This window comes from Notoacmeibacter sp. MSK16QG-6, assembly GCF_024158145.1.
Lineage (GTDB): Bacteria > Pseudomonadota > Alphaproteobacteria > Rhizobiales > Rhizobiaceae > Notoacmeibacter.
In genome coordinates, this window is record NZ_JAMYXM010000001.1 from 1,392,095 (window position 1) to 1,412,829 (window position 20,735).

At 58.5% G+C, this 20,735-nt stretch carries 22 protein-coding genes; 13 read left to right on the plus strand and 9 right to left on the minus strand.

What is annotated here, in order from left to right:
* Position 1: 1 nt before the first annotated feature.
* Positions 2 to 1,054 carry a YihY/virulence factor BrkB family protein gene (locus NIM86_RS06645; RefSeq protein ID WP_253380224.1) on the minus strand — a complete coding sequence of 351 codons (1,053 nt, stop codon included), beginning with the start codon at positions 1,052 to 1,054 and terminating at the stop codon, positions 2 to 4.
* Positions 1,055 to 1,284: 230 nt separating this feature from the next.
* On the opposite strand from NIM86_RS06645, the gene NIM86_RS06650 reads away from it, so the two are divergent.
* The 3 genes from NIM86_RS06650 (at position 1,285) to NIM86_RS06660 (ending at position 3,793) form a co-directional block, all read left to right on the plus strand.
* On the plus strand, positions 1,285 to 1,434 hold the full coding sequence (locus NIM86_RS06650; protein ID WP_253380226.1) for a hypothetical protein: 150 nt from the start codon (positions 1,285 to 1,287) through the stop codon (positions 1,432 to 1,434).
* Entirely contained in the window at positions 1,431 to 2,732 is a 1,302-nt protein-coding gene (gene hslU, locus NIM86_RS06655) for an ATP-dependent protease ATPase subunit HslU (RefSeq protein WP_253380228.1), read from the plus strand. The genes NIM86_RS06650 and hslU overlap by 4 nt, the downstream gene beginning before the upstream one ends.
* Before the next feature lie 125 nt (positions 2,733 to 2,857).
* On the plus strand, positions 2,858 to 3,793 hold the full coding sequence (locus NIM86_RS06660; RefSeq protein WP_253380230.1) for a DUF1402 family protein: 936 nt from the start codon (positions 2,858 to 2,860) through the stop codon (positions 3,791 to 3,793).
* 3 nt (positions 3,794 to 3,796) lie between these two features.
* Here the strand turns inward: NIM86_RS06660 and NIM86_RS06665 are convergent, their stop codons facing one another.
* Genes NIM86_RS06665 through NIM86_RS06675 form a run of 3 tightly spaced genes read right to left on the minus strand, consistent with a single transcriptional unit; the run spans position 3,797 to position 6,193 of the window.
* Entirely contained in the window at positions 3,797 to 4,369 is a 573-nt protein-coding gene (locus tag NIM86_RS06665) for a Smr/MutS family protein (RefSeq protein WP_253380232.1), read from the minus strand.
* The gene (locus NIM86_RS06670) at positions 4,366 to 5,478 is read right to left on the minus strand and encodes a murein transglycosylase A (protein WP_253380235.1); all 1,113 of its coding nucleotides are present in this window, start codon (positions 5,476 to 5,478) and stop codon (positions 4,366 to 4,368) included. The genes NIM86_RS06665 and NIM86_RS06670 overlap by 4 nt, the downstream gene beginning before the upstream one ends.
* Before the next feature lie 10 nt (positions 5,479 to 5,488).
* Complete coding sequence (locus NIM86_RS06675; protein ID WP_253380237.1) at positions 5,489 to 6,193, minus strand: Tim44/TimA family putative adaptor protein; 705 nt, start codon at positions 6,191 to 6,193, stop codon at positions 5,489 to 5,491.
* A 155-nt stretch (positions 6,194 to 6,348) separates the two neighbouring features.
* On the opposite strand from NIM86_RS06675, the gene NIM86_RS06680 reads away from it, so the two are divergent.
* The gene (locus NIM86_RS06680; RefSeq protein WP_253380239.1) at positions 6,349 to 6,837 is read left to right on the plus strand and encodes an FxsA family protein; all 489 of its coding nucleotides are present in this window, start codon (positions 6,349 to 6,351) and stop codon (positions 6,835 to 6,837) included.
* A gap of 110 nt (positions 6,838 to 6,947) precedes the next feature.
* Positions 6,948 to 7,457, plus strand: a complete 510-nt coding sequence (secB, locus tag NIM86_RS06685) for a protein-export chaperone SecB (RefSeq protein WP_253380240.1) — start codon at positions 6,948 to 6,950, stop codon at positions 7,455 to 7,457.
* Positions 7,458 to 7,508: 51 nt separating this feature from the next.
* Here the strand turns inward: secB and dnaQ are convergent, their stop codons facing one another.
* From dnaQ to NIM86_RS06705, 4 genes are all read right to left on the minus strand, one after another.
* Complete coding sequence (dnaQ, locus tag NIM86_RS06690) at positions 7,509 to 8,240, minus strand: DNA polymerase III subunit epsilon (RefSeq protein ID WP_253380242.1); 732 nt, start codon at positions 8,238 to 8,240, stop codon at positions 7,509 to 7,511.
* A gap of 95 nt (positions 8,241 to 8,335) precedes the next feature.
* Complete coding sequence (gene coaE / locus NIM86_RS06695) at positions 8,336 to 8,968, minus strand: dephospho-CoA kinase (protein ID WP_253380244.1); 633 nt, start codon at positions 8,966 to 8,968, stop codon at positions 8,336 to 8,338.
* Positions 8,961 to 9,812, minus strand: a complete 852-nt coding sequence (locus tag NIM86_RS06700) for a shikimate dehydrogenase (RefSeq protein ID WP_253380246.1) — start codon at positions 9,810 to 9,812, stop codon at positions 8,961 to 8,963. Before NIM86_RS06700 ends, coaE begins: the two co-directional genes overlap by 8 nt.
* Positions 9,805 to 10,404, minus strand: a complete 600-nt coding sequence (locus NIM86_RS06705; protein ID WP_253380248.1) for a Maf-like protein — start codon at positions 10,402 to 10,404, stop codon at positions 9,805 to 9,807. The genes NIM86_RS06700 and NIM86_RS06705 overlap by 8 nt, the downstream gene beginning before the upstream one ends.
* A 545-nt stretch (positions 10,405 to 10,949) precedes the next feature.
* On the opposite strand from NIM86_RS06705, the gene hemE reads away from it, so the two are divergent.
* The 8 genes from hemE to NIM86_RS06745 all read left to right on the plus strand — a co-directional run bounded on the left by hemE (position 10,950) and on the right by NIM86_RS06745 (position 19,623).
* Positions 10,950 to 11,990, plus strand: a complete 1,041-nt coding sequence (hemE, locus tag NIM86_RS06710) for a uroporphyrinogen decarboxylase (protein WP_253380250.1) — start codon at positions 10,950 to 10,952, stop codon at positions 11,988 to 11,990.
* A gap of 11 nt (positions 11,991 to 12,001) precedes the next feature.
* Positions 12,002 to 12,535, plus strand: coding sequence for a protoporphyrinogen oxidase HemJ (hemJ, locus tag NIM86_RS06715; protein WP_253380252.1), 534 nt, complete (start codon positions 12,002 to 12,004; stop codon positions 12,533 to 12,535).
* 199 nt (positions 12,536 to 12,734) lie between these two features.
* On the plus strand, positions 12,735 to 14,000 hold the full coding sequence (gene rho, locus NIM86_RS06720) for a transcription termination factor Rho (RefSeq protein WP_253380254.1): 1,266 nt from the start codon (positions 12,735 to 12,737) through the stop codon (positions 13,998 to 14,000).
* Between the two features lie 49 nt (positions 14,001 to 14,049).
* The gene (mnmE, locus tag NIM86_RS06725; protein WP_253380256.1) at positions 14,050 to 15,357 is read left to right on the plus strand and encodes a tRNA uridine-5-carboxymethylaminomethyl(34) synthesis GTPase MnmE; all 1,308 of its coding nucleotides are present in this window, start codon (positions 14,050 to 14,052) and stop codon (positions 15,355 to 15,357) included.
* A gap of 55 nt (positions 15,358 to 15,412) precedes the next feature.
* On the plus strand, positions 15,413 to 17,302 hold the full coding sequence (mnmG, locus tag NIM86_RS06730) for a tRNA uridine-5-carboxymethylaminomethyl(34) synthesis enzyme MnmG (protein ID WP_253380759.1): 1,890 nt from the start codon (positions 15,413 to 15,415) through the stop codon (positions 17,300 to 17,302).
* Complete coding sequence (gene rsmG, locus NIM86_RS06735) at positions 17,303 to 17,896, plus strand: 16S rRNA (guanine(527)-N(7))-methyltransferase RsmG (protein WP_253380258.1); 594 nt, start codon at positions 17,303 to 17,305, stop codon at positions 17,894 to 17,896. It begins immediately after the preceding gene.
* Positions 17,897 to 17,919: 23 nt separating this feature from the next.
* Positions 17,920 to 18,726 (plus strand): ParA family protein, encoded by an 807-nt coding sequence (locus tag NIM86_RS06740; RefSeq protein WP_253380260.1) that lies wholly within the window; start codon positions 17,920 to 17,922, stop codon positions 18,724 to 18,726.
* 12 nt (positions 18,727 to 18,738) lie between these two features.
* Positions 18,739 to 19,623 (plus strand): ParB/RepB/Spo0J family partition protein, encoded by an 885-nt coding sequence (locus NIM86_RS06745; RefSeq protein ID WP_253380261.1) that lies wholly within the window; start codon positions 18,739 to 18,741, stop codon positions 19,621 to 19,623.
* A 3-nt stretch (positions 19,624 to 19,626) separates the two neighbouring features.
* Here the strand turns inward: NIM86_RS06745 and holA are convergent, their stop codons facing one another.
* Positions 19,627 to 20,676, minus strand: coding sequence for a DNA polymerase III subunit delta (gene holA / locus NIM86_RS06750; protein ID WP_253380263.1), 1,050 nt, complete (start codon positions 20,674 to 20,676; stop codon positions 19,627 to 19,629).
* Positions 20,677 to 20,735 lie beyond the last annotated feature (59 nt).

Below are 20,735 nucleotides of genomic sequence, written 5' to 3' on the forward strand. Positions count from 1 at the left end.
ACTATCGACGGTTATTCTCGCGGCGGCGCTGCAGCACATATAGGGTCAGCATGGCTGGTGCGGTCCACCATAAGGACGAGGCAGAGGGCCGACGCGACTGCTTTCTCGTGACTGCTTCACCGTCATGCGGCGCGCCATTCTGCGACGATCGATCCGAACGTGAACGACCGCCTGTCCGGTCCGATCCACCCGCCACACGGTCAGCGACAACGGCGCCACGTTCACCCATCGGTTCACGAGGCGATGTGGTCGTATCCCGACTGGTCTGATGCTCCAGTTCGGCGTTCAGTTCCGCGCCGATCATCAGGATGGCCGTTGCGAGCCAGATCCACGTCATGAAGCCGATAATGGCGCCAAGCGAACCGTAGGTCTCGTTGTAGGCAGCAAAATTGGCGGCATACCAGGTGAACAGCACGCTCATGACAGCCAGCACGATCAGCGACAGAATCATGCCGGGGGTAATCCATTCCCAGCGCGCATTGGCCCGGCTCGGTCCCCAACGATAAATCGCCGCAATGCCCAGCGACACGGCGACCGCGAGGAGAACGTAACCGGCGATCTGGGCGACCCAGCTCCAGCTGTCGGGCAGGTTGAGCATCGCAACCAGCGCAGGCAGAGCCAGAACCAGGGTCAGCACCGCCACCATCGAGACGAGAAAGCAGACGGTGAAGAGCAGCGAAACAAGCGTCAGTTTTATGAAGCCGCGCTTTTCCACCTCGTCATAAGCGACGTTCATGCCCTCGAAGATCGACTTCATGCCGGCATTGGCGCTCCACAGCGCCAGTCCCAGCGAAATGATGAAGGTCAGCCCGAGTGTCGCATCTTCCTGGCTGGCGAGCCGGCTCATCTGCTCTTCAAGAATTTCCATGCCGCCGCCCGGAATGAAGCCGGAAAGCACAGTCACCTGCTCTTGGATATTGGTTGCATCGGTGAAGAGGCCATAGACCGAGACAAGCGCTGACAAGGCCGGAACGAGCGCCAGCAGCAAATAAAAGGTTACGCCTGCTGCGACCAGTAAAACGCGGTCGCCCGTGATCTCTTCGTAGACGCGCATAAGCACGTCTTTCCATCCGGCCGCCGGAATATCCGTTACACTCCTGGCCCGCCGGCCCCGTCCATCCGTCATCGTCGTCCCACCCTTCGCCATACGGCAGCGCCGCATTTCAACGGCAATGCGCCAGTGGACTTAGATGTTCCCCGACTGTCCCGCCAAAACAGCGACGGCGTTATTCGCAATTTCGACCGGCCAAACCTATCTAGGGGCGCATGAGCCGCCCGGACTTCATGTTCAAGCCGCTGAAAATCGCCGATCTGCCGCTTCTGGCAGACTGGTTCGTCCGTCCTTTGGCAAGATTGGTGGGGCGATCCCGACGCGAATTGAGCATGATCAGCCATCATTTTTCTGAAACCAGCAGCAAGACCCGATTTGCATGACCCATTTTTCTCCCCGCGAGATCGTTTCCGAACTCGACCGTTTCATCATCGGCCAGAAAGACGCCAAGCGCGCCGTCGCCATTGCCCTTCGCAATCGCTGGCGACGCCAGCAATTGCAAAGCCCGATGCGCGAAGAGGTTATGCCGAAAAACATCCTGATGATCGGGCCGACCGGCGTCGGCAAGACCGAAATCTCGCGCCGTCTGGCCAAACTCGCAGGCGCGCCCTTCGTGAAGGTCGAGGCGACCAAATTCACCGAGGTCGGCTATGTCGGTCGTGATGTCGAGCAGATCATCCGCGATCTGGTGGAAGATGCGATACGCATTGTACGCGACAAGAAGCGGCAGGCTGTTCGCACCAAGGCGCACGCCCAGGCGGAAGAGCGGGTACTCGACGCTCTCGTCGGCAAGAACGCCAGCCCGGCGACTCGCTCATCTTTCCGCCAGAAGCTGCGCGACAATGAGCTGGACGACAAGGAAATCGAGATCGAAATTGCCGATACCGGCGGCCAGCAATTCGACGTACCCGGAATGCCGGGTCAGATCGGCATGATCAACCTGTCCGACATGATGAGCAAGGCGCTCGGCCAACAGCGGACGAAGACGCGGCGGACCACCGTGTCCGAAAGCTACGAATTCCTGATCGACGATGAGTCCGACAAGCTTCTGGACGATGATGAGATCGTCGCCGAGGCGCTGCGCAGCGCCCAGGAAGACGGCATCGTCTTCGTCGACGAAATCGACAAGATCGCCGCTGGCAACCAGGGCATTCAGGGCGGCGTCTCCCGCGAAGGCGTGCAGCGCGATCTCTTGCCGCTGGTCGAGGGCACGACTGTCGCCACGAAGCATGGACCTGTCAAAACGGATCACATTCTTTTTATAGCGTCCGGCGCGTTCCATGTCGCAAAGCCGTCCGATCTCTTGCCCGAACTGCAAGGCCGGCTGCCGATCCGCGTCGAGCTGCGGGCGCTCACGAAGGACGATTTTCGCCGCATCCTGACAGAACCGGAGGCCAGCCTCATCCGCCAATATGTCGCCCTGATGAAAACGGAAGGCGTCAATCTGGACTTCACCGACGATGCCATCGATACGCTGGCTGACATCGCCGTGAAACTGAACTCGGAAGTCGAGAATATCGGCGCCCGCCGGCTGCAAACGGTCATGGAGCGCGTTCTGGACGACGTCTCTTTCACCGCCGCCGACAAGGACGGTGAAACGATCACCATCAATGCCGATTACGTCAACGCCAATGTGGCTGACATAGCGAAGGACACAGATCTCAGCCGGTTCATCCTATAATCAAGCGGAGTTCGGTGCATATACCTCAGCCGGGCGTTGCAGCTTGGCGACAGCTTCTTCGCGTTCTGCTTGCGTTTTCCGGAGTCTGCATGACAGCGGCGCTGCTATTGCTTAGAAGTCGAGCCATGCCACAGCTGACGCGAATCGTACCGGCCGTTTTGGCCCTTTTCTTCACCGCCACTGCTCCGGTAGCGGCGGTGACGATCATGCCGCCCGGCAATCAATCCGCCACACAGCCGCCCATTCCAGGCGCATCGGCAAAGCGGACCGCGCAACTCAAAACAACCTTCGAAGCCAAATATAAGAAGATCAAGGATCTCATTGCGGGGGACAGAAAGCTTCAGTCTAAGATCCGCGACGCTGCGGCATCCTACGGAATCGATCCGATCCATATTATCGGGGCGTTGGTCGGCGAACATACGTTCAATGTCGATGCCTATGACCGCTTCCAGACCTATTACGTCAAGGCGATGTCCTATGCCGGTTCGGCAATCCGTTTCGCTTATGAGGGCGAAAAAGTCACCGAATTCGTCGAACGGCCGCAATTTTCGCCATGCGCGGGCGAGACAGACAGCTACGGCCTCTGGACATGCCGCGAGAAGGTCTGGGACACCGTTTTTCGTGGTCGAGTCGTCGGCGGAACCGTCTGGCCCAATAACCGGTTTTCAGCCGTCTTTTTCCAGCCCTTCTATGCCGGCCAAACCTTCGGGCTCGGGCAGCTCAACCCGCTGACCGCGTTGGAGACATCCGATCTGGTAAGCCGGGTATCGGGATTTCCCAAACTCTCGGCCAAACGGCCGAAGCAGGTCTATGCGACCATCATGGACCCGGACAAGACGCTGCCTTACGTCGCCGCTGCGATACGTATGAGCATCGACGCTTATCGCGATATTGCCGGCATCGACATTAGCGGCAATCCGGGCATCACCGCCACGCTTTACAATCTCGGCAATCCGGAAGACCGGGCCGAAGCGCTGAAGACCCGCGGTGGCCTGCCGAAAGAAAATTTCTACGGCTGGTTCGTCAATGAGAAACTGGACGAACTCCGACCCCTGATGTGATCCTCAGCCGGATTCCTTTATTCCATTGCGACGGAGCCTGACATAGAGCGCCCCTGATCCGCCATGCTGGCGCGCCGCTGTCTCGTGACCAGAAACGAAGGCGCGAAATGCAGGCGTGCGAAACCATTGCGGCACGGCACGCGCGAGAACGCCATCGCTTTGCGGCGATGATCCCTTGCCCGTGATCACCAGTACATGGCGCAAGCCACGTTGCGACGCGGCCGAGACAAATCCCAACAGGCGGTCATGAGCCTCGCTTTGATAAAGCCCATGAAGATCGATACGCGCCTCGATCGGCAAGCGGCCCTTGGAGAGCTTGCGTTTCTGTACGCGATCGATGGGATGCTGTGGAAGATGCGGCCGAGCGCTGGCATTCTTCTCAGCCGGATTCGGAAATTTTTCTGTCAGGCGCGCAGCGGCCCTCGTAACATCCACACCCTGTTCTTCGCCCGTGCTTCGATCCACCTCCGTCATCAACGCTTCCAGCGAGGCGGTGCCATGCAACGGGCGCGTCGTCCGGGCCACACGATGCCAGAGAATCCGGTCCTCTTCCGAGAGCTTGCCGCGACGCTTCACCCCACCCTCCCCGGTGGTACCGCGCCCTTCGGCCAAAACACCCAGAAACGCGCCTCTTCCTTTAAGCCGCCGGCCAGTTCGCCGGCTTCTTCGCCAGAGCCGAGGAATAGATCGGCTCTGGCCGCACCAGTGATCGCACTGCCGGTATCCTGCGCGATCATCAGCCGCCGGAACGGTTTGCCGAAACCGCGTACACCGGGGGCATCGATGAAAAACGGCGTGCCATAGCGCCACAGAGCCTTGTCGACGGCGATGGAACGCCCTTCGGTTAGTTGGCACCCCTCCGCGCCGAAAGGACCGCGTTTCGGATCGCTCTCGGTAACTTCCTGAAAGAAAATATAGGAGCGGTTACGTGCCAGGACGTCGCGGTGACGGTGCGGATTGGCGTCAAGCCAGGCGCGCGTTCCCTGCATGGAGAGGCCCGATCGGTCGATCGCTCCCTCCTTCAGCAAGCCCATCGAGATGCCGGAAAATCGATGACCGCTCTTGCCGGCATACCCGACCCGGGTCGTCGTGCCATCGGCAAAGCGCAGCCGCGCCGAGCCCTGAATATGGATATAGAAGGCATCGACCGCCTTCAGCCAGACCAGTTCGAGACCTCGCCCATCCAATGCGCCGTCCATGATCGCACCGCGATCGAAGAACTCGACGATTCCATCCGGTGTCTGACGGCCGAAGCGGAAATAGGGATCCATGCCTTTTGGCCGGTTTGCATCGTCCAGATCGACCAAATCGGCTGGTCGCTTGTGGAGTGGAGTATTATAGACCGGCGTCCGTTGGCGGGATGAATCCACTTCCGGCTCGTAATAAGCCGTCACCAGACCCTTCGCACCATCACGCCTTTGCACCAGCCACGCGTCGAAATGCGTGGCGAAAAAGGCCCTCGCCGCGGACGCGGTATCGGCAGCGTGGCAGAGCGTTTCGCCAAGAGCCAAAGACAGGGCCTGTTCCGTCGGATCGTATCGGCGCTCTTCTATCGGCCGCATCGGCATGAGCGCACTCTGGCGGGCCGCCTCGACGGCAAGGTGCTGCTCGTCATCAGCCCAGCCCGGCAAATCGGCCATTGCGACCGGACCGTGGAAAAGCGCATCGGCCGGTGTAGCCGCCATGCCGGCCGTCTCAGGATTCGCCGGTTGCGATCAGCAGCCAGTTCGGATCGGACGAATCGACGTTACGGGCGAAAGTCCACACATCGACGCCTTCCGTAACCTGCTCCGGATCGCCATCGACGAGCGTTCGCGCTTCATCGTAGGTTGCGGTGATCATCTGCGATACGAAGCGAATACTGATATTGGCTTCCCTGCCATTCATGCCGACCGAACGGATATCGGCCTTCTCAAGGCCGACATAGGTGCTTTCGATCGTGTGGCCTGTCTTCTCGCGCTCGGTAACGGCGGCGTCGAAATCGGCCATGACTTCCGGCGAAAGCAGGCTGCGCAAGGTCTGACGGTCACCCTGGGCAAAAGCCTGAACAATCATTTCATGGGCTGCGCGAGCGCCTTCCATGAAGCGCCGCGGCTCGAAAGAACGATCGGCCTCGACAATGGCCTTGAGCCCTTCATTGGCCGGCGTATCGGGTTTTGCGATCTGATCGGCCTGGCGCAGGCGCTCCTCGGTATCATCCTCGACAATCTCCGGCACCGGCTGGCCATCCCGGCGCGGCAACGCCACCACCTTATCGTCACGGCTCTCATCCGGGGTCCGGAAAACATCGGTCGGCGGACGTTCGCGCCCGGTTCGGCGTCCCAGCACACTTCGAAGCTGAAACGCGATCACCACGGCCAGTACGAGAAAGAAGAGTGTACTCAAGTCGACAAATTCCATGACCGGTTCGGGATCCATGTCTCAAGGGCGCAAGTGGCGAAGTTTCTTTCTAATGGGATATAGACTTAAAACCCAGCCGTTCAAATGGCAGGCTATCGTGCCCATATAGCGAAAAGCATTAATTTGGAGCTTTGCAAAAGAGAAGGATCGCCCCTTTGCGCTTCGGCATCATCCCGTTTCTCCTTCTGATCGTCCCGATCACCGAGATCGCCTCATTCATCCTCGTCGGACAATGGATCGGCGTGTTGCCAACGCTCCTCGGCATCGTGGTCACGGCGATACTCGGTTCGTTTCTCCTTCGGCGGCAAGGCATGGCGACGCTGACGGCCATTCGACGGGAAATCGATGCGGGCCGGGTGCCGGGCCGCGAGTTGGTTCACGGGCTGATGATCGCACTGGCGGGTGTTCTGCTTATGACGCCGGGTTACGTAACCGACACACTTGGATTACTGCTCTTCATCCCGTCCTTGCGCGACAGTGCATGGCGTTTCCTCAGCCAACACGTCGTGATGGTGACGAGCGCCTCCGTTTTCAATCGCGATCATGGCGGGCGCGGCCCATCTCCGGCCGGGACCCGGCGGAGCGATCCTCGCGTCGTTGATCTGGATGCCGACGATTACAGCGTTCACCGGCAGGACCCATAATAGCCGAGTTGCGAACTTGTTCGCCTCATCGTCACGTGATAGCCCTCGCCGCAATTCTGCCGGCCTGCCAATAGCGCCGCAAACCATATGAGTGAAAGGAACACCGCCCCATGGCCGAGAACGAAACGCCGCAGCCCGCCGCTACCGAAGAGCAGAAGGCGCAGCCGCAGATCAACGCCCTTGCCCAATATATGAAGGATCTATCCTTCGAAGCGCCAGGTGCGCCAGGCATTCTGCGGGAGTTGAAGAGCAATCCGGCGATCAACGTCAACGTCGCGGTGAACGCCAACGCGGTGGGCGAGGATACGTTCGATGTCATTCTCAAGCTCGAAGCGAAGGCCTCGATGGACCAAAAGGTCGTTTTCGCTGCGGAACTGGAATATGGCGGCGTTTTCCGGGTGACGGGTTTTCCGAAAGAGCACATCACACCTGTCATTTACATCGAATGCCCGCGGCTTTTATTCCCCTTTGCCCGCCAGATCATCGCGAACACCGTGCAGGCTGGCGGCTTTCCGCCGCTTATGCTTGAACCAATTGATTTTGCTCAGCTTTTTACGCGGTCTGCGGCCGAAGCGAAAGCGAGGGAAGCCGTCTCCAAAAACGCCCAGACGGTCAATTGATCGGATCAATCCGTTTCACGTGAAACAGCCCGGCCTATTTCGGCCGGGTATTTATTTATAGGGATGACTTAACAGCTCGGTCGGGCGGTAGATCGGATCGCATTTCTGCCAAAGTGAATCTGCGCCTAAATCCTGAACCATCTTATAGTGACGCGCCTTTTCCTCCGCACTCAATCGAGCCGGCAAAGTTCGTTGGCGAACGGGCAGTTCCAGCTTGTCAGCGGACGCGTTCATCCCGCCGCCGCCGCGCGGGTCGAGGCTGAACGATGTCTGACGGCCGCCCGTTAATTCGAGATAAACATCGAGAAGCAACTCGCTATCGAGAAGCGCGCCATGGAAGGTCCTTCTCGAACTGTCGATGCTGTAGCGCCGGCAAAGGGCGTCAAGGCTATTAGGACCCATTGGATGCCGCCGCTTGGCCAATTCCAGCGTGTCGACAATCATGTGGGGCGGCAAAGGATCCCTCTGCAGCCGAGCCAGTTCCGCATTGATCATCCGAACGTCAAAGCTGGCATTATGGGCGACCAGCTTCGCGTCAGCGAAAAATTCGAGAAATTGATCGCAGACGTCTCGGAAGAAGGGTTTGCCGGCCAGTTTGTCCATCCCGATGCCGTGAATGGCCAGAGCATCGGCATGGACGTCTCTGTCTTCCGGGTGGATCAGCATATGAAAGGTGCGTCCGGTCGGAATGCGGTCGACCATCTCGACACCACCAATCTCGATCACCCTATCAAGAGCGAAATCGAGGCCGGTCGTTTCCGTATCGAAAATGATCTCGCGCATCGTACCCGCTCCCAGCCGCGCCTCATTTGAATCAGAGAATGGCAGTCTGCGGTAGTGAACGTTTCAGGAACATTACGCCCCTTAACATGAAGTGATCAGCGGTCCATCGACGCGAATTGCGCGATGATCTCGCGTACCTGATCCCGGGCGAATTCCATGCCTTGACCCGTTTCAATGATGAAATCCGCCCGCCGGCGCTTCTCGACGTCCGGCACCTGCCGTTCCAATATCCGATTGAACTCGGCTTCGGTCATCGTGCCTCGTTCCAGAACCCGCCTGCGCTGCTCCTCTTCGGGCGCCGAGACTACCACCACAGCGTCCATTCTGCTTTCACCATCGGTTTCGAAGAGAAGCGGAATATCGAAGACGACAAAGGGCGCCCCATTCCTTGTTGCCCGTTTAAGGAAGACCGCTTCCTCCGCCCGCACCAGCGGGTGAACGATCTGCTCCAGCTTTTTCATCGCCTTTTCATCGCCAACGACGCGGGACCGAAGAGCGTCGCGATCGATCTCGCCATCCACAACAGTTCCTAGAAAGGCTCTCCCAACCGGATCGACGGCGGCGCCGCCTTTTGCATACAGGCGATGAACCGCAGCATCGGCGTCATAAACCATCACGCCCTCATCCGCGAACATTCTCGCTGTCGTGCTCTTTCCCATGCCGATTGAGCCGGTAAGGCCGATCTTCTTTACGCCCAGCCCCTGCCCTTCTGCGGAGGCCTCACGCATGTGCTTCGAGATCCGCAATGAGTTTGGCGCGCAGACTTCCCGTCACTTCCGGGCGAACGCCGAACCAACGCTCAAACCCCGGTACGGCCTGGTAAAGGAGCATGCCCAGCCCATCGACCGTACGGTAGCCATGACGCTTTGCTGCTGCGAGCAGCGACGTTTGCAGCGGTGTATAGACGATGTCCGTCACCGTCGCGCCCTCCGTCAATCGATCCAGACCGGGCCAACGCCGCCCATCCGCTCCCTCCCCCATCGTCAGCGTAGTTGTGTTCGCAACGAAATCCGCGCCATCGTACAGTGACGGCTCATCCGTGAAGGCAACGGCGCGGCAGCGCTCGCCAAAATGTTGCGCCAATCGGTTTGCCCGCTCGGCCGTGCGGTTGGCGATATCGATCTGGCCGAAACCTCGCTCGATTAAAGCATGAACGATGGCAAGCGCCGCGCCGCCCGCACCGAGAACCAATGCTCGCCCGCCATTTCGATCCCAATTCGGGGCTTCAGCGTTCAGATTGGCGCAGAAACCGTAAGCGTCCGTATTGTCGCCGATCAGCCGATCACCCTCCCGCCATACCGTATTGACCGCGCCGATAACCTCAGCCGTGCCAGTCAGGCAGTCCAGATGCTCGAGAACAGCTTCCTTATGCGGGATGGTCACATTGCAACCCGCCATCCGACCTTTCCGCATCGCGGAGAAGAAATCAGAAAGATCAGCCGGCGAAATATCGTATGCGTCATAAGATCCGGCGATTCCGTATTCACCCAGCCAGTTGTTGTGGATCATGGGCGAGCGGCTATGGCCAATCGGATGGCCGATAACTCCGGCGCGGACGCTCTCCTTAGCCATCGATGGCCCCTATCGAGCGAAGCTCTGCCAGAAGCGGGATCAGCGGCAGACCGATAATGGTCCAGTAATCGCCATCGATGCTCTCGAACAATTGAATGCCCAGACCCTCAATCTGGTACACGCCCACACTGCCGAGGACCGCTTCGCCGGCGGCTGCAAGATATCGACCGATGAACCCCGGATCGAGATCGCGCATCGTCATGTCTGCGATGCCGGCGTAACGCCAGATCGTTTCCCCATCCTTGCAAAGGGCCAGACCGCTATTGAGCCGATGGGTTTTCCCCGAAAGCTGCAAGAGGCGTCGCCGCGCTTCCTCAATGTCCTGCGATTTGTGCAGAATTTCGCCGTGAAGGGAAAGCACCTGGTCGGCCCCGATCACCAACGCATCGGGATGGCGTTCGGAAACGGCTTGAGCCTTGGCCTCGGCGAGAATAATGGCGATATCCTCCGGTTCGACATCGGACCCGTCGAGCGCGGAATCGATGGCCCGCTCGTCAATATCGGCCGCCTCCGCGGTTACCGACAGTCCGGCCTGCTGCAACAAAGCGATCCGCCAGGGGCTGGCGGATGCAAGTATAAGAGCTTTGCTCATCCAGTGTGGTCCTTTTGGTCGGCTCGACGGTTAGCCGGCGAACCGAATCACTGCAAGGCCGGGCGAGGCCAAAACGAACTGTGGAGTCCAGAGCGTTGGTAAGGAATTGTTAACTTCTCCCCGCTGGAATCCGTCGCGTGTGAATCATTGGGGGCACCAGCCAACGCATCGCCATCGCCTGTTGCCACCTGCGTAAAACCCTCAGCTTTCTCCACAAACAGCGGTTGGCAGACCCAGATACTCAACTGTTGAAAAGATCGGGGATAGAGTGATCGTCATGCCCGGGCTGTCCCAAGTTGGGATCGCATATCGCCGATCGCCCGAGAGACTGCATTTCGTTAAGAAAGTGTTAACGCTCGCGACTCTTGTCCCCACAGGCATATCCACGATATGGCGTGAACCCCGGCGAGCGTCGTTTCTGTTCTAGCGCTGGGGATAGGCGAGAATCCCTGATTCTCACCGACTCTAAGAATCAACAATCTCCCTTCGGGAGTTTTCTTTAGAAATTTGGGTGGGATAGTCATCCACGTCTGAGCGAGGTCGGAGTGACGAAAACAAATCGTATTGTGCTCGATGTTTTGAACGGCGCACATGCCGAAACACCCCCCATCTGGATTATGCGACAGGCTGGACGGTATCTGCCGGAGTATCGTGAGACACGTAAGACGGCCGGTTCGTTTCTCGATCTTTGCTACAATCCGGAACTGGCCACTGAAGTCACGCTGCAACCGATACGCCGGTTCGGTTTCGATGCGTCGATCCTGTTCTCCGATATTCTGACCGTTCCGCATGCTCTGGGCCGCGATCTTCGCTTCGAGGAAGGCCGGGGCCCGATCATGACCCCGATCAAGCCGGACGAGATCGACAGCCTCTCGGATATTGCCGATTTTCACGATAGGCTGGCGCCTGTCTATGAAACCGTTCGGCGTCTTCGCAGCCGATTGCCTCGTGAGACCACGCTTCTGGGCTTCTGTGGCGCGCCATGGACCGTCGCGACCTATATGATCGCCGGACATGGAACGGCGGATCAGGCCCCTGCCCGGCTGTTCCTCTATCGCCACCCGGAATTGATGGATACGCTGCTCACCGGCCTTGCGGAACGGTCGGCGCAATATCTGGCCCGCCAGATCGAGGCAGGCGCCGATGCCGTGCAGATTTTCGACTCCTGGAGCGGTGTTCTGGATGAAGCCAGCTTCGAGCGTTGCTGCATTCGGCCAGTCAGGCTGATCGTCGACAGGCTGAGCGAGCGCTTTCCTGACGTGCCGATCATCGGTTTTCCCAAGGGCGCTGGTTCGGCCTATGATAGTTACCGTCAAGAAACCGGCGTCGATGCGCTTGGGCTGGATTGGTCTGTTCCGCTGTCGCAGGCCAAGCGTTTGCAGAAGGACAGCCTGGTTCAGGGCAATCTTGACCCGCTGCGGCTGGTCGCCGGGGGCAACGCTCTTGATGAAGGCATCGATTCGATCCTGACGGCGCTGGCGGATGGGCCATTTATCTTCAATCTCGGTCACGGGATTACGCCCCAGACGCCTATCGACCATGTGCAGCGGATGATCGATCGCGTGCGAAGTTGGAAGGGCGCTTAAAGGGGTGAATTATGAAGCCGGCTGATCGATCTCTTCGGAAAAGCCCCTTATTCCGTGCGATTGTCGCGATTTTGGTGACTGGTGGATTGCTGGCAGGGCTTCTTGTTTTCGCCGGCGATGGTTTCTATCTCTGGGCCAAGGCCTTGCATGTCATGGCAGTGATCAGCTGGATGGCGGCGATGTTCTATCTGCCGCGTCTCTTCGTTTATCACACCCAAGTGGACGCGGGCTCTCCGCAGAGCGAACTTTTCAAGATTATGGAACGGCGGCTTCTACGCGCCATCATGAACCCGGCGATGATCGTGGCTTGGGTGCTCGGGCTCTATCTTGCCATTAAGTCCGGCGCGTTCAGCGAAGGCTGGTTCCACGTCAAGTTTCTGGCGGTTTTTCTTCTTTCCGGACTGCACGGTTACCTGTCTGCTGCGACGCGGCGTTTTGCAGAGGACCGCAACGCGAAGACCGAGCGGCATTGGCGTATCGTCAATGAAGCACCGACGCTTTTGATGATCGTCATCGTGATCATGGTCGTCGTGAAGCCGTTCTAGGCGTTCATAAAGAATTGACTCGCCGGATAGCTTGAATAAGCGGCGACAGTTCGCTATGCAGCACCACCCACCTTCCGCGCGGCTGCTGCCCGTTGCCCCTTCGAGATCACATTTTCAGCAGGCCGATGCTTTCCCCTGACGATTCTGCCCGCCGGCGCATATTGGCCGAGCTACGGGCAACCCAATTTGGATGATTCACATGAAACAAATGAAGCTCCAGGACCTGAAGAGCAAAAGCCCGACGGATCTGATCGCCTTCGCCGAGGAGCATGAGGTCGAGAACGCTTCCGTTCTGCGCAAACAGGAACTGATGTTCGCGATCCTCAAACGCCTCTCCGATCAGGATGTGGAGATTATCGGCGAAGGTGTCGTCGAAATTCTTCAGGACGGTTTCGGTTTTCTTCGGTCGGCCTCCGCCAATTATCTGCCGGGGCCGGACGATATCTATATTTCACCATCGCAGATCCGGCGTTTTCAGTTGAAGACGGGCGATACGGTCGAGGGTCCGATTCGCAGCCCGAAAGAGGGCGAGCGCTATTTCGCCCTTCTCAAGGTCAATACGATCAATTTCGACGATCCGGAGAAAATCCGTCACAAGATTCACTTCGACAATCTCACGCCGCTCTACCCTGACGAGCGTATCAAGATGGAGATTGAAGCGCCGGACAAGAAGGATTTGTCCGCGCGCGTGATCGACCTGGTCGCGCCTCTCGGAAAGGGCCAGCGCGCTCTTATCGTGGCGCCGCCCCGTACGGGTAAGACGGTTCTGTTGCAGAATATCGCGCATTCCATCACGACCAATCACCCGGAATGTTATCTTATCGTGCTGTTGATCGACGAGCGGCCTGAAGAGGTCACGGATATGCAGCGGAGTGTCGACGGCGAGGTCGTTTCTTCGACCTTCGACGAGCCGGCCACACGCCATGTGGCAGTCGCTGAAATGGTGATCGAGAAGGCCAAGCGCCTTGTCGAGCATGGCCGCGATGTGGTTATCCTGCTCGATTCCATCACCCGTCTCGGCCGCGCCTATAACACCGTCGTACCCTCTTCCGGCAAGGTTCTGACCGGCGGTGTCGACGCGAACGCATTGCAACGGCCGAAACGCTTTTTCGGTGCGGCCCGCAATATCGAGGAAGGCGGTTCTCTGACGATTGTCGCGACCGCTCTGATCGACACGGGTAGCCGCATGGATGAGGTGATCTTCGAGGAATTCAAAGGCACCGGTAACAGCGAAATCGTTCTGGACCGCAAGGTCGCCGACAAGCGAACGTTCCCGTCCATGGATATTCTGAAGTCCGGTACGCGTAAGGAGGATCTGCTGGTTCCGCGCAAGGATCTGCAGAAGATCTATGTTCTGCGGCGCATCCTTTCGCCAATGGGAACAACCGACGCGATCGAATTCCTGATCGACAAGCTGAAGCAAACCAAGAGCAATGACGAGTTCTTCGATAGTATGAACACCTAACGAGCAATCGCGGAACCAGGGCTTTGTCTTGCGTCTGGAAGTGACGGCCATGGCCGATACCATCTACGCGCTGTCGTCCGGTGCCGTTCCTAGCGGGGTCGCCATCGTCAGGATCAGCGGCGAAAGGGCCGTTGAGGCCTTCACTGCGTTCGGCATCGCTGTTCCGGAGCCGCGCCGCGCCACGCTTCACAATTTCGTCGTCGACGGTGAGGTCATCGATCGAGGTCTGGTGCTTTTCTTCGCCGGTCCCCACAGCTTCACGGGCGAAGATTGTGCGGAGTTTCAGCTCCATGGCAGTCCTGCAATCATTGCAGCGGTGCTTCGCCGACTCTCATCACTGCCAACATTCCGCCCTGCTGAAGCAGGTGAGTTCACGAGACGCGCCTTCGCAAACGGTCGAATGGATCTGACGGAGGCCGAGGCGTTATCGCAGCTGATCGACGCCGAGACGGAAGCCCAAAGACGCCTGGCGATGTCGGGCGCTGTCGGTAGGCAACTGGCGCTGATTTCGGGATGGCAGAAGACATTGACCCGCCTTCGCGCTCGGCTCGAAGCGGAACTCGATTTTTCTGATGAGGGCGATGTACCGGCAGAGGTTTCGGAAGAAGCGTGCCGGGCGCTTGGCGATCTTGTCCAAGTGATGGAGCGCCATCACCAGGCCTTCGCCGGTGCTGAAATCGTGCGTCGCGGCTTTCGGGTTGCGCTTGCGGGCCTACCGAACGCCGGCAAGTCAAGCCTCCTGAATTTTCTGGCAGGCAGAGATGTCGCACTCGTCACGGATGTTGCCGGCACGACGCGTGACCGCATCGAGGTCAATCTCGATCTGGAAGGTTATAAGGTCGTTCTGTCCGATCTGGCGGGTCTCCGCGATACGGACGACGTTGTTGAACGCATGGGTGTAAATCTCGCCCTGCAGACTGCCAGGGACGCCGACCTTGTCTTGTGGCTCGACGAAAAGGGCAGGGAGCCGCAAAGCTCTGATTTTTCGAATGACGTGTTAAAGGTGCAGACGAAGGCCGACATGGCATCGATGCGAGCGGATGACAGAGACTGGATTTCGATCTCCACAAAAACCGGGGAGGGGATTGCTTCCCTGCTTGCGTTAATTGTCGGGCGGTTACGTGATAGGCTTCCTTTCGAGGACGCTGTCCCTCCGGCGACGGACCGGCAACGCCATCATTTGGCCTCGTCCATTGACCATTGCAATCGCGCCCTGTCTCGCTGGAACGAATTGCCCGCCGAGATGATTGCCGAGGAATTACGTGCAGCCAGCTTCGCGCTTGGACGTCTGGTTGGACAGACCGACGCAGAAGACGTATTGGACGAGGTCTTCAGCGCTTTCTGTATTGGAAAGTGATTCACGTGAAACATTATGGGCGTGATTCACGTGAAACGACCTTTGCCATGTGAGGATGATTCACGTGAAACAATCGACAGAGCAGCGACAATTCGATGTGATTGTGGTTGGCGGCGGCCATGCCGGCTGTGAAGCAGCGTCTGCTTCGGCGCGTATCGGGGCGGCCACGGCCCTCGTCACTATGGCTGATGGCAATCTTGGAACGATGAGCTGCAACCCTGCCATTGGGGGCTTGGGCAAAGGGCACTTGGTCAGGGAAATCGACGCACTGGGCGGCCTGATGGGGCAGGCCGCTGACGAGGCGGGCATACAGTTTCGCATGCTGAATCGGCGCAAAGGAGCGGCCGTCCGTGGACCGCGTACTCAAGCGGATCGGAAACTGTATCGTCAGGCGGTTCAGCGGATTATCCGCCAGCAGGCCAATCTCTCGATCGTCATTGGAGAAGTGGTCGATCTATTTGTCGAAAACGGTATCTGTTGCTGCGCTCTTTTGGCCGATGGGACGGTGTTGCGCGCGCGATCGGTCGTTCTCACGACGGGTACCTTCCTCGGCGGCGTCATTCATATCGGCGACAAACAATACCCGGCGGGTCGTGTGGGCGAAGCTGCATCCAGCAGGCTGGCGCAGCGCCTTCGCGCGCTTGGACTGGAAACTGGTCGTTTGAAGACTGGAACACCCGCCCGATTGGACGGCCGGACGATCGATTGGGATGCGGTCGGTCGTCAGGACGCCGATGCCGATCCTGTGCCGTTCTCATTGATAACCGAGCGGATTACCGTGCCACAAATCGCCTGCGGCATAACGCGAACCGGTCTGGAAACCCACCGCATCATTCGCGAAAATCTTGGCCGATCTGCGCTCTTCGGCGGTCATATCGAGGGTGTCGGGCCACGCTATTGTCCTTCCATAGAAGACAAGATCGAACGGTTCGGCGACCGCGACGGTCATCAGATTTTTCTGGAGCCTGAAGGGCTGGACGATCACACGGTCTATCCCAACGGTCTGTCGACCTCTCTGCCTGAAGACGTTCAGGCCGCGATGATCGCCACTATCCCCGGGCTCGAGCGGGCACGTGTCATCCAGCCCGGATACGCTATCGAATATGACTATCTCGATCCCCGTGGGCTTGAACCCAGCCTGGAAAGCCGGTCCATGGAAGGGCTTTTCCTTGCAGGTCAGATCAATGGCACCACTGGATATGAGGAAGCTGCGGGGCAGGGGCTGGTCGCGGGCCTGAACGCCGCTCATCGGGCGCTTCAGCGCCCTGCCGCGATTTTTAGCCGGGGCGATTCCTATCTCGGCGTCATGATCGATGATCTGATAACGCAAGGCGTTTCGGAGCCCTATCGTCTCTTTACCAGCCGCGCCGAATTTCGGCTCTCGTTGCGCGCCGATAACGCCGATCAGAGATTGACGCCGATAGCCGACGAGTTGGGGCTGATCGATGCGGACCGGCGATCCAAGTTTGAAAAGCTGAAGACAAACCTAGACAATGCGCGACGAATGCTCATGGATCGCAGCCTGACGCCGAACGAGGCGGAACGTCACGGTCTACAGATGAATGCTGACGGAAAACGGCGTGCAGCCTATGATATTCTTTCGCGTCCCGACATCGGTATCGACAGGCTGGCTGCGGTCTGGCCCGAGCTCAACAGCCTCGATAGAAAGACATCCGAACTGATTGAGATCGAGGCGGTCTATGCGGTGTACACCGAGCGACAAAAATCGGACATCGCCGTACTGAAGCGTGACACAGCGATACAGTTGCCAGCCGATTTCAATTATAAAGCCGTATCCGGTCTTTCACTGGAGCTTGTCGAAAAGCTATCTCGCGCATGCCCTCGCTCTATAGCGGATGCCGGTAAAATCGAGGGCATGACACCGGCCGCCTTGGGTCTTCTTATAGCGTTCGCTCGCCGCGCAAAAGAAAAGCAGGCCGCATAGGTGATTGTTTCACGTGAAACAGAGGAGCGATTGGCCCGGTATGAAGAGCTTTTCCGCTCTTGGAACGCGAAAATCAATTTGGCCGCGTCGACCACGCTTGAGTCCTTTCGGACCCGACACATCGAGGACAGCCTTCAACTTCTGGATCTGACTGAGCCGGACCATCAGTGGATCGATCTCGGATCAGGCGGGGGACTGCCTGGTATTCCAGTCGGAATTGCGCTGGCCGAGCAGGAAAATGCACAGATCCATCTGGTCGAAAGCAATCGCAAAAAGACTGCGTTTCTTTTGACCTGCATCGCACGTTGCCAAGCCGCTGCACGCATTCACTCCGTTCGGATCGAAGACGCGTCATCGCGAATTTCCTCGGCGGATTATGTTACGGCGCGCGCTCTCGCACCTCTCGTCGAACTTTTAGCTCTTGCTGAGCCTTGGCTTACAGGGGGCGCAACTGCGCTCTTTCACAAGGGTCGGAGTTACGAGAATGAGATAGAGGACGCGAAAAGACGCTTTGCATTCGAATTGACTGTGCATCAAAGCGTGATCGACCGAGAAAGCGTCATTCTGCGGATTCAAAATCCTGTTCGTTTGTGATTTAACCGAAATCGAACAGTCTGATGTCCGATGCGGAGGCATTCATGCGCATCATCACCATCGCTAATCAGAAGGGCGGCGTCGGAAAAACGACCACAGCCATCAATCTGGGGACAGCGCTTGCCGCAACAGGCCAGCGTGTTCTGCTTGTCGATGTCGACCCTCAAGGCAATGCCAGTACGGGTCTTGGCATTGAGCGCGAGGAGCGCCTGATCAGCGCCTATGACGTTCTGCTCGGCCATAACGGCATCTCGGAAGCCGCCATTCCGACTGCTGTTCCAGGACTTCATGTTGTCGCATCGACGATGGATCTTCTCGGCGTGGAGATGGAAATTTCCGGCGATAAAGACCGCGCCATGAAACTGAAGAACGCTTTGCGGGCGGCGCGGATTGCCGGTACGAATTACGATTACGTTCTGGTCGATTGTCCGCCGTCACTCAACCTTCTTACGCTCAATGCCATGGCCGCGGCGGATTCGGTGCTCGTGCCGCTGCAATGCGAGTTCTTTGCCCTGGAAGGTCTCAGCCAGCTTCTACGGACGGTGGAACAGGTGCGTCAGACGATTAATCCCACGCTGGACATTCAGGGTATCGTTCTGACCATGTTCGATCGTCGGAACAATCTTTCCAACCAGGTTGTCGAGGACGTTCGCGAGCATATGGGCGAGAAGGTCTATAATACCGTCATTCCGCGGAATGTACGCGTTTCGGAAGCGCCATCGCATGGAAAACCAGCGATTCTCTACGATCTGAAGTGTACGGGCAGCCAAGCCTATCTTCAATTGGCGTCCGAAGTGATCCGCCGTGAACGTCAATTGCAGGCCGCATAGGAGATGTCGGTAATGAATGAGGATGCTCCGAGAAAACGGCTCGGTCGCGGATTGGCGGCGCTGATCGGCGAGATCGACCCGCCGGCCAATGAATCTCAAGCTCCCAAGGCCGCGCCATCCGCTGACGGTCGGATCGCTATCGACCGGATCGTGCCGAACAGCCGCAACCCCCGGCGACATTTCAACGAAGACGAGATCGAAGATCTTGCACAGTCGATTCGTGTCCATGGATTAGTCCAGCCTGTCGTCGTACGCCGTCAGGCTGGCAATCCAGAGGGTTTCGAGCTTATTGCGGGCGAACGCCGCTGGCGCGCCAGCAGGAAGGCGGGGCTTACAGAAGTGCCGTATCTCCTGCGCGATGTTGACGATCGCACCGCGTTGGAGCTGGCGATCATCGAGAACGTTCAGCGTGCCGACCTCGACCCGATTGAGGAGGGTCATGGGTATCAGGCGTTGATCGACGAATATGAATATTCGCAGAACGAGCTTGCCGGCGTCATCGGCAAGAGTCGCAGTCACGTCGCCAACACCTTGCGTTTGCTGCGTTTGCCGCAAGAAGTTCAGGCCATGCTGAGCGACGGACGTCTATCGGCCGGTCATGCGCGTACCTTGATCACGGCCGAAGAGCCGGAAGCATTGGCGCAGCGGATCGTCGAGCAAGGGCTTACTGTTCGGCAAGCCGAGGCGCTTGCACAGGGCGGGCCGAAGAACGATTCCGGTCACGAGAAATCACGGGCTGAACGCGATGAAGCTGTGGTAGCGCTGGAAGAGCGTCTGGCGGCCAGTCTGGGGTTGAAGACGCGTATTTCCCCGTCGAAAAAGGGCGGCGAAGTCCGGCTGAAATACCGAAATCAAGATGAGCTGGATCAATTGCTCAGCCGGCTGTTTAACAGCTAGGTTTCAGGCGGCGCGATGTTTGCGCCGCGCCTCGATGGCCAGCGCCAAAAGGGTATGACGGAGCGTTGGAATTTCGAGCCTGCCGCTCTTGCGGATGGTGAGGACCGTGTCGTGAATGCGATCCTGCGCCGCTGCAATCCGATCGCTCGACCAAGCCGATAAGGCATCGGTGACAGCCTGGCGCCGCGTGAAGAAGACCGGCGGGCGGGCCTGTTGAACGGCCGCGCTGGCCGAGAGATTTCGCTTATCCATAGCCAGCCTCAACTCGTGAAGCTGGCCTATGGCGCGTATCAGTGTCGCAAGAATTGCGTTCGCGTCCGTACCAGCCTGCACCAACCGCCCCAACTCCCGGTCGAGAAGCGTCAGATTGCCTGTCAGCGCGGCATCGACCAACGTATCGGCAGAAAGCGCGGCAACATCGCCAATGCTGGCGATCACGTCTTCTGCCGTCACTTCCGCCTGGCCGTCGGCGTAGAGCGCCAGTTTTTCAAGCTCACCCCGCGAAGCAAGGCGGTCGCCTCCGAGCGCGTTCATCAGAAGGCTTCGCGCTTCGGCTTGAAGAGCGAGACCGGCGCCACCGAGAACGTCCTGGATCAGTTTTTCCAGATCGCGAGCCTTGTCGGCGTAGCACGGCAGAGCCATTGCCGATTCCGCTTTTTCGCATAGGCCGCGCAGATTACCGGCGGCGCGTTTCAAATCGCCTGCTTCGATGAGGAGACGCGCATCGGATGGAGGATCGGCCAATAGATCGGAAATGGCTGTCAGAAACCCCTTCGACGAGCCGGCATTGCGCAGCCATATCAGGCGTTCGCCGCCGAACATGGAAACCGTCCGCGCCTCGTCCGCCAGCCGAGCCGGGTCGGCGTCGACCTCCGAGCCTTCCAATCGGATAACGGCGAAGGGATCGTCCAGGTCGAGCCCGGTTTCGCGAGCGAAGCGCTTGGCCCGCTCGGAAACGAGACCGCGATCGGGGCCGTAGATCAGAACGGTCCTGACACGCGGATCGGGGCGTGCAATCCAGCTATCGACTTCGTGCGCTTTTCTGGTCGCCATGTGTGTGGACTAGCACGCAGTGAAGCGAAGCGGGAGCGAAAAGAATAGGCGAACATCGT